The organism is Streptomyces sp. NPDC004658, from assembly GCF_040609555.1.
Taxonomy (GTDB): domain Bacteria; phylum Actinomycetota; class Actinomycetes; order Streptomycetales; family Streptomycetaceae; genus Streptomyces.
This window is the reverse complement of record NZ_JBEXKG010000243.1, coordinates 890-8,086: the sequence shown is the minus strand read 5'-3', so window position 1 is coordinate 8,086 and position 7,197 is coordinate 890. Positions and strand designations below refer to the sequence as shown.

The following is a 7,197-nucleotide window of genomic DNA, read 5'->3' as shown; positions in this document are numbered from 1 at the left end:
CCTGTGCTCTGGGCGTGTGGGCGATCATCGCGCCGTGGGTCGTCGCCGGCAACGTCAGCACGACCAAGACGATCGTGAACGGCATCGCGAAGGGCTGGCCGCCCTGCTGGGGCGGCGGCGGGGCGTACCAGCCGGGCTGGCCCTGGCCCGGGACCGGCACGGGGGGCTGCACGCCGGGCGGCAGCGGCTGCTGGAGGCCCGCCTTCTGGTCGATGGTCGAGCGGTAGTCCACGGCGGCCTGCGTCATCCGCATGTACGCCTCCTCCAGCGAGGCCTGGTGCGGGGACAGCTCCCACAGCCGGACGCCCGACTCGTGCGCGAGGTCGCTGATCCGGGGCAGCGGCAGTCCGGTGACCCGGAGCGCGCCGTCCTGCTCGGGGAGCACGTGGCCGCCCGCCTCGGTGAGCGCGGAGGTCAGCTTCTCGCGCAGCTGCGGCTCGGTGTCGGGCGTGCGCACGCGGGCGAAGTCGGCCGAGTTGGCCGAGATGAAGTCCTTCACGCTCATGTCGGCGAGCAGCTGTCCGCGCCCGATGACGATGAGGTGGTCGGCGGTCAGCGCCATCTCGCTCATCAGGTGGGAGGAGACGAAGACCGTACGGCCCTCGGCCGCCAGGGCCTTCATCAGGTTGCGGACCCAGAGGATGCCCTCGGGGTCGAGGCCGTTGACCGGCTCGTCGAAGAGCAGCACCTGCGGGTCGCCGAGCAGTGCGGCGGCGATGCCGAGCCGCTGGCCCATGCCGAGCGAGAAGCCCTTGGAGCGCTTTTTGGCCACGTCCTGGAGGCCGACGACACCGAGCACCTCGTCCACGCGCCGGGCCGGGATGCCGGACAGCTGGGCGAGGCTCAGCAGGTGGTTGCGGGCGCTCCGGCCGCCGTGCACGGCCTTGGCGTCGAGCAGCGCGCCGACCTGCCGGGGGGCGTTGGGCAGCTTGCGGTACGGGTAGCCGCCGATGGTGACCGACCCGGACGTGGGGTTGTCCAGCCCGAGGATCATCCGCATCGTCGTGGACTTGCCCGAGCCGTTCGGCCCGAGGAAACCCGTCACGGCTCCTGGCCGCACCTGGAAGGAAAGGTTGTACACGGCGGTCTTGTCGCCGTAGCGCTTGGTCAGGCCGACAGCCTCGATCATGCTCCGCACCCATCGAAAGGTTCAGGACAGCGGGGCACACGCCCCCGTAAGGGTTAGGAGGATATCGAGGCGCTGACGGTTCCGCCCAAAAGAAAGTAAAGCCAGAGCACTACGGTGCGTGGCCGCCGTGTCTACTGGGCGTCCCGGCGCCTGAGGAGGACGTAGCCGCCGGCCAGCGCCGCGACCACCCACAGCGCCATGATCCCGAGCCCGCCCCAGGGGCCGTACGGCGTGTCGTCGGCCACCCGTGGCACCACCCGCATGATCCGGCTGCCGGCCTGGTCGGGCAGGAAACGGCCGATCTTCTTGGTGGCGTCGACGTTGCCGAGGATGTTGGAGATCAGGAAGAAGAACGGCATCAGGATGCCGAGGGACAGCATCGGCGAGCGCAGCATCGCGGCGACGCCCATGGAGAACACCGCGATCAGGGTCATGTACAGCCCGCCGCCGAACACCGCGCGCAGCACCCCGGGGTCGCCGATGGCGGCCCGATGGGTGCCGAGCATCGCCTGGCCGAGGAAGAACGCGGCGAAGCTCGTCACCATGCCGACCGCGAGCGCGAGCGCGGCGGCCACCGCGACCTTGCTGAACAGGAAGGTGCCCCGGCGCGGCACGGCCGCCAGCGAGACCCGGATCATGCCGGTGCTGTACTCCGTGGAGACGACCAGGACCCCGAACACGATCATCGCGAGCTGGCCCAGGGTCATGCCCGCGAAACTGACCGCCGTGGGGTCGAAGGAGATCCGCTCCCGCGCGGGCATGTTCGCGAACTGCCGGTTCGACAGCGCGGAGATCAGCGTCCCGAGGGCGACGGTGACCACCACGGCCAGCGACAGGGTCCACACCGTGGACGCCACCGACCGGATCTTGGTCCATTCGGACCGGATGACCTGTACGGCCGCCATGGTGTCAGGCCCCCTTCCAGCCGGCGCCCCAGTCCTGCCGGGCGGGACCGGGTCCGGCCTGCGCGTGGTACTCCACCGCTTCTGCCGTCAGCTGCATGAACGCCTCCTCCAGCGAGGCCTGGCGCGGGCTCAGCTCGTGCAGCACGAGCCCGTACCGCGCGGCCAGCTCACCGATCTGCTCCGCCTTGCCGCCCTCCACCTCCAGCGCCCCGCCGCCCGCCTCCACCACGGTGATGCCGGCCTGGTGCAGCACGTCCAGCACCCGCTCGCGCTGCGGGGAGCGGATCCGCACGTACGACCGCGAGTTCGTCCGGATGAAGTCGGCCATGGAGGTGTCCGCGAGGAGCCGTCCCTGCCCGATGACCACCAGGTGATCGGCCGTCAGCGCCATCTCGCTCATCAGATGGCTCGACACGAACACCGTCCGGCCCTGCGCGGCCAGCGACTTCATCAGGTTCCGGATCCAGTGGATGCCCTCGGGGTCGAGACCGTTGACCGGCTCGTCGAACATCACGATCCGCGGGTCACCGAGCAGCGCGGCCGCGATCCCGAGCCGCTGCCCCATGCCGTACGAGAACCCCTTGGCCTTCTTCCGGGCCACGGCGGTCAGCCCCACGGTCTCCAGGACCTCCGCCACCCGGCGCTCCGGGATGCCGTTGCTCTGCGCGAGGCAGAGCAGGTGGTTCCAGGCACTCCGGCCGCCGTGCACGGCCTTGGCGTCCAGCAGCGCGCCGATGTACGTCAGCGGGTCCTTCAGCCGGTCGTAGTGCGTGCCGTCGATCCGGACGTCCCCGGCGGTGGGGCGGTCCAGCCCGAGGATCATCCGCATGGTCGTGGACTTCCCCGCGCCGTTGGGCCCGAGAAAACCCGTCACGATGCCCGGCCGGACGGTGAAGGTGAGGTGGTCGACCGCCACCTTCTCGCCGTACCGCTTGGTCAGCCCGTCCAGCTCGATCATGCGGCCACGCTAAGACGGGCCCGGCGCGGCTGCCACTCGGAGCGGGCGCGGTATGCTCCAGCCCCCTTGAACGGCGCGGGGGGCGCCGGGGGCGGGACACGGTGGGGGAGACGGTGGTCCAGGACGGCAGACCGCGCACGGACCGGCCCGGAGTGCGGGCGGGGCTCGCGGTGGTGGCCGCCGGTGCGGCGGCGGGGCTCGCGGTGGAGTTCCACATCCTGGGGTGGACGTCGGTCCCGGGCAACTCCTGCGGCGGCCGGTACCGGCCCTGCCCGGACGGCACCACACCCACCCTCCTCCTGGCGTTCGCTCTCACCTTCACCGGCTACATCGCCCTCCTGATCACCATCGGCAGGTTCACCGACCGGCGCCCCGGCCGGGTCCTGCCCGCCGTCCTCGCCGTCACCGGCGTCCTGCTCGCCCTGTGGCCCGGGTGGCAGGCGTACCTCCGGATGCGCGGACCGGTGCTCGACCTCGCCTGGCAGGCCGACCGGGACCGGCCCTCCAGCGTCCGGGCCGAGGGCGTGTGGACCGTGGGCGAGCGCGGCACCACCGTGATCCGGGTGCGCGGCGACGCGCTGGTCGCCTACGGCGCCCACGACGGCGAGCGCCGCTGGACACTGCGGGCGCCCGTGCGCGAGTCGGTGTGCGGGATGAGCGAGGGCGTCGCCGGCGGCGTCGGCCTGGTCGCCTTCGCCCGCTACCAGAAGCCCTGCGACACCGTGTGGGGCGTCGACACCCGCACCGGCCGCACGCTGTGGGAGCGGAAGATCAACGGCGTCTCGGCGTTCACCTCCGGCAGTGACAGCCTGCTCGCGGTCGACGGCGACGTGGCCCTCGCACTGACCGACACCGGCGTGCGGGCGTACGGCCTCACCGACGGCCGGCCGCGCTGGAGCACCGAACTGCGGGGGACGAAGGCCGAGGAGACCTGCGCGCCGAACGTCGTCTCCGCGGCCGGCGGCACCGTCCGAGTCGTGGTCACCTGCGAGGACCAGGCCAAGGGCAGCGGACGGGTGGTGAGCCTGGACGACGCCACCGGCAGGCGGCGCGGCAGCCGGGCACTGCCCGTGGAGAGTCCCGTCGACACGGCCATGGCGCTCGCCGCCGAACCGTTCACCCTGCTGCTGGCGGAGCGCGACGAACGCGGTGTCGCGGCCGTCCTCGCCCACCCCGACGGCGACCCGGTGCGGATCCCTCTCTCCGCCGACGACGAGGACCTGATGCTCCGCGAGATCGGCGGCGACGACTTCACGGCACGGCCCGCGCTGCCGGCGACGGTCAGCGGGAACACCCTCGTCGTCGCCACCCAGAAGCCGGGCGGATACGAAGCCGACCACGTCTCGGCCTACTCCCTCGGCGACGGGCGGCGGCTGTGGCGCACCGGCGTGGACGGGGTCGCCGGGCTGGTGTCCACCGGCCCCGGCCGGGTCGCCGTACTCGGGCCGAACGGCCGGCTGTGGACCCTCGACACCGCCGACGGGGACCGGATCGGCGAGGACGACGGCGTCATGGTCACCACCAACCGGCTCGCCGGGGGCACCCAACTGCTGCGCGCGGACGGCACCTGGATCGTCGTCAACGGCGAGGGCACGAAGGAACCGCCCCTCTACGGCCTGCGCTAGCCATGCGGAAGGGGCGGCGGGACCAGGTCCCACCGCCCCTCAGGCGCGCACGACTACCCGGACCTACCGGGACTGCTGCGCCGGAACGCCCCGGGAGACCGGCTCGTCGTCCGTCGACGTGCCGGCCGCGGCCACCGCGGCACCGGTCAGCGTGGCGAGCATCTCGCGGACGTTCGTCAGCTGGGCGTTGATGCTGTCGCGGCGGTTGGTGAGCGCCGCCAGCTCGCGCTCGGATTCCGAACGGATCCGGTCGGCCTTGGCGTTGGCGTCGGCCACGATGTCCTCGGCCTGGCGCTGCGCGGTCTCCACCGTCTGGCGGGCGCGGCGCTCGGCGTCGGTGCGCAGCTTCTCCGCCTCCAGGCGCAGCTGCTCGGCCCGGTGCTCGATCTCCGCCAGGCGCTTCTCGGCCTTCTGCTGACGCGAGGCCAGGTCGCGCTCGGACTGCTCGCGGCGCTTGGCCAGGTTCGTCTCGAAGTCGGCGGCGGCCTGCGCGGCCTTGGCGCGGGTCTCCTCGAAGAGGGCGTCCGCCTCCTCGCGCTTGGACTGCGCGTCCTTCTGCGCCTCGGCGCGCAGCTGGGCCGCGTCGGACTTGGCCTTCTCGACGATCCGGACGCCCTCGTCCTCGGCCTTGGCCTTGCGCTCGGCCGCGTACGCCTCGGCGTCGTTGCGGACCTGCTGGGCCGCCGACTCGGCGAGGTCGCGGTGCTGCTCGGCCGCCCGCCGGGCCTCCTCACGCAGCTCCTTGGCCTCTTCCTCGGCCAGGCGCAGGATCTTCTCGACCCGCGCGCCGAGACCCGCGTACGACGGCTCGGCGTCCGTGATCTGGGCCTGGGCGTTCTGCGTTTCGAGGTGCAGCTCCTCGATGCGCTTCTCCAGGGCGGTGATGCGGGCGAGAGCGCTGTCACGGTCGGAGACGAGCTTGGAGATACGTTCGTCCACCTGAGCGCGGTCGTATCCACGCCGCACAAGCTCGAAGCCGTAGGGGGAAGTGTCGCTCATGGGGTTCCTGTCGAATGAGACCGGTGAGTGAGGTGATAAGGGGAATCCTAGGGGCCGAAGCGGTGTGTCATCGAGCAGATACGGTTTTGATCTGGAGAATGGCACCCCTTTTGGGTGGCTGACCGTCGGACGGCTTGCCAAGGAGTCGGGCAAAGCCCCCAGAAGACACCCGAACGTACCTCTTACGCTAGCTCTCTGACGACTTGCCACCCGAACGGGGGGCGCCCACCGTCGCACCCGCCTTGACTCCGCCGTCCTTGCCGGACGCGGGGGCCTCGAAGGACTCCAACGCCTCCAGCACGTCCTGGACCCGGGAGATCTCGGCGTTGATGTCCTCGCGCCGGCGCACCAGGATCTCCAGTTCCCGCTTGCCCTCCTCGACCGTGCGCCGGGCCTCGCGGATCGCCTCGGCCTTCAGCTCCTCGGCCTCCCTGACGAGGCTGGCCTTCTTCTGCTCGGCCTCCTTGAGCAGCCCCTCCGCCTTCTTGACCGCGGCGATGCGCACCTTGCCCGCCTCGGAGTTGGCCTCCGACACCAGCTCCTTGGCCTTGGCCTCGGCCTTCGCCAGCTGCTCCTCGGCGGCCTTGATGAGCGCGTCGCAGCGGTCGCCGGTGGACTTCATCGTCTCGGCGGCCTCGCGCCGGGCCCGCTCGTGCAGCTCCTCGATCTCGGCGGTGATGCGGTCGCGCAGCTCCTCCGCGCGCTGCCGGATCGCGGTGGCGTCCCGGCGGGCGCCGACGAGCAGCTCGTCCGCGTCCGTCCGGGCCTTCTCCACCAGCGAGTTGCCCTCGATGGTCGCCTCGGACACGATCCGCTCGGCCTCGCTGCGCGCCACGCCGACCATCGTGTCGGCCTGCGACTCGGCGTCCGCGGTGGTCTTCAGCGCCTGCTGCTGCGCCTCGGTGAGCAGCTTGTCGGCCTCCGCCGTGGTCTCCGTGATGAGCTTGTCGACCTGCTCGGCCGCCTCCGAACGCCGCTTGTTGGCGTCCTTGCGGGCCTCGTCCAGGGTCCGCTCGGCCTCCTGGCGCGCGGAGCTGACGAGCCGTTCGGCCGCCGCCTCCGCGTCCGCCCTCGTCCGCTCGGCCTCGGCCCGCAGCCGCTCCGCGTGCGCCTGCGCCGAACCCACCGTCTCGGCCGCCTCGGCCCGCAGCCGCTCCGCCTCGTCGGTGGCCTCCCCGAGCAGCTGCTCGGCGTTCGCGACCGCCTCGGCACGGACACGGTCCGCCTCGGCCAGCGCCTCCGTGCGCACCCGCTCCGCCTCGGCGGCCGTCTCGTTCTGGAGCCGTTCGGCCTCGTTGCGGGCCTCGGTGATGAGGGTGTCGGCCTGGGTGGCCGCGTCGGAGCGGATGCGGTTGGCGTCCTCGCGGGCGTCCGCCCGGGTACGGGCCGCCGCCTCGTTCGCCTCGGTGAGCGTCTCCGCCGCCTCCGTGCGGACCCGCTCGGCCTCCGCGGCGGTCTCCGACTGGAGCCGCTCCGCCTCCGCGATCGTCTCGTTCTGGAGCCGTTCGGCCTCGTTGCGGGCCTCGGTGATGAGGGTGTCGGCCTGGGTGGCCGCGTCGGAGCGGATGCGGTTGGCGTCCT

The 7,197-nt window shown here is 72.3% G+C and carries 4 protein-coding genes and 2 pseudogenes; 1 reads left to right on the top strand and 5 read right to left on the bottom strand.

The features are described from left to right. Positions 1–82: 82 nt before the first annotated feature. The 3 genes and pseudogenes from ABZV94_RS38555 to ABZV94_RS38545 form a co-directional block, all read right to left on the bottom strand. Positions 83–1,129, bottom strand: a pseudogene (locus ABZV94_RS38555) (ATP-binding cassette domain-containing protein); the annotation flags it as partial. Positions 1,130–1,260: 131 nt separating this feature from the next. Next, positions 1,261–2,034 (bottom strand): ABC transporter permease, encoded by a 774-nt coding sequence (locus ABZV94_RS38550; RefSeq protein WP_356349212.1) that lies wholly within the window; start codon positions 2,032–2,034, stop codon positions 1,261–1,263. 4 nt (positions 2,035–2,038) lie between these two features. Further along, positions 2,039–2,992 (bottom strand): ATP-binding cassette domain-containing protein, encoded by a 954-nt coding sequence (locus ABZV94_RS38545; protein WP_356349210.1) that lies wholly within the window; start codon positions 2,990–2,992, stop codon positions 2,039–2,041. 101 nt (positions 2,993–3,093) lie between these two features. Between ABZV94_RS38545 and ABZV94_RS38540 the strand changes: the two genes are divergently transcribed. Continuing rightward, on the top strand, positions 3,094–4,617 hold the full coding sequence (locus ABZV94_RS38540) for a PQQ-binding-like beta-propeller repeat protein (RefSeq protein WP_356349208.1): 1,524 nt from the start codon (positions 3,094–3,096) through the stop codon (positions 4,615–4,617). Positions 4,618–4,680: 63 nt separating this feature from the next. Here ABZV94_RS38540 and ABZV94_RS38535 read toward each other — a convergent pair whose 3' ends face one another. Continuing rightward, entirely contained in the window at positions 4,681–5,616 is a 936-nt protein-coding gene (locus tag ABZV94_RS38535; RefSeq protein WP_356349207.1) for a cellulose-binding protein, read from the bottom strand. Positions 5,617–5,803: 187 nt separating this feature from the next. Next, positions 5,804–7,197 (bottom strand): annotated as a pseudogene (locus ABZV94_RS38530) (hypothetical protein); the annotation flags it as partial.

Excerpts from the sequence above, each read along its gene's own strand:
- ABZV94_RS38535 (WP_356349207.1), bottom strand. The coding sequence starts at position 5,616 with ATGAGCGACACTTCCCCCTACGGCTTCGAGCTTGTGCGGCGTGGATAC.
- ABZV94_RS38545 (WP_356349210.1), bottom strand. The coding sequence starts at position 2,992 with ATGATCGAGCTGGACGGGCTGACCAAGCGGTACGGCGAGAAGGTGGCG.
- ABZV94_RS38550 (WP_356349212.1), bottom strand. The coding sequence starts at position 2,034 with ATGGCGGCCGTACAGGTCATCCGGTCCGAATGGACCAAGATCCGGTCG.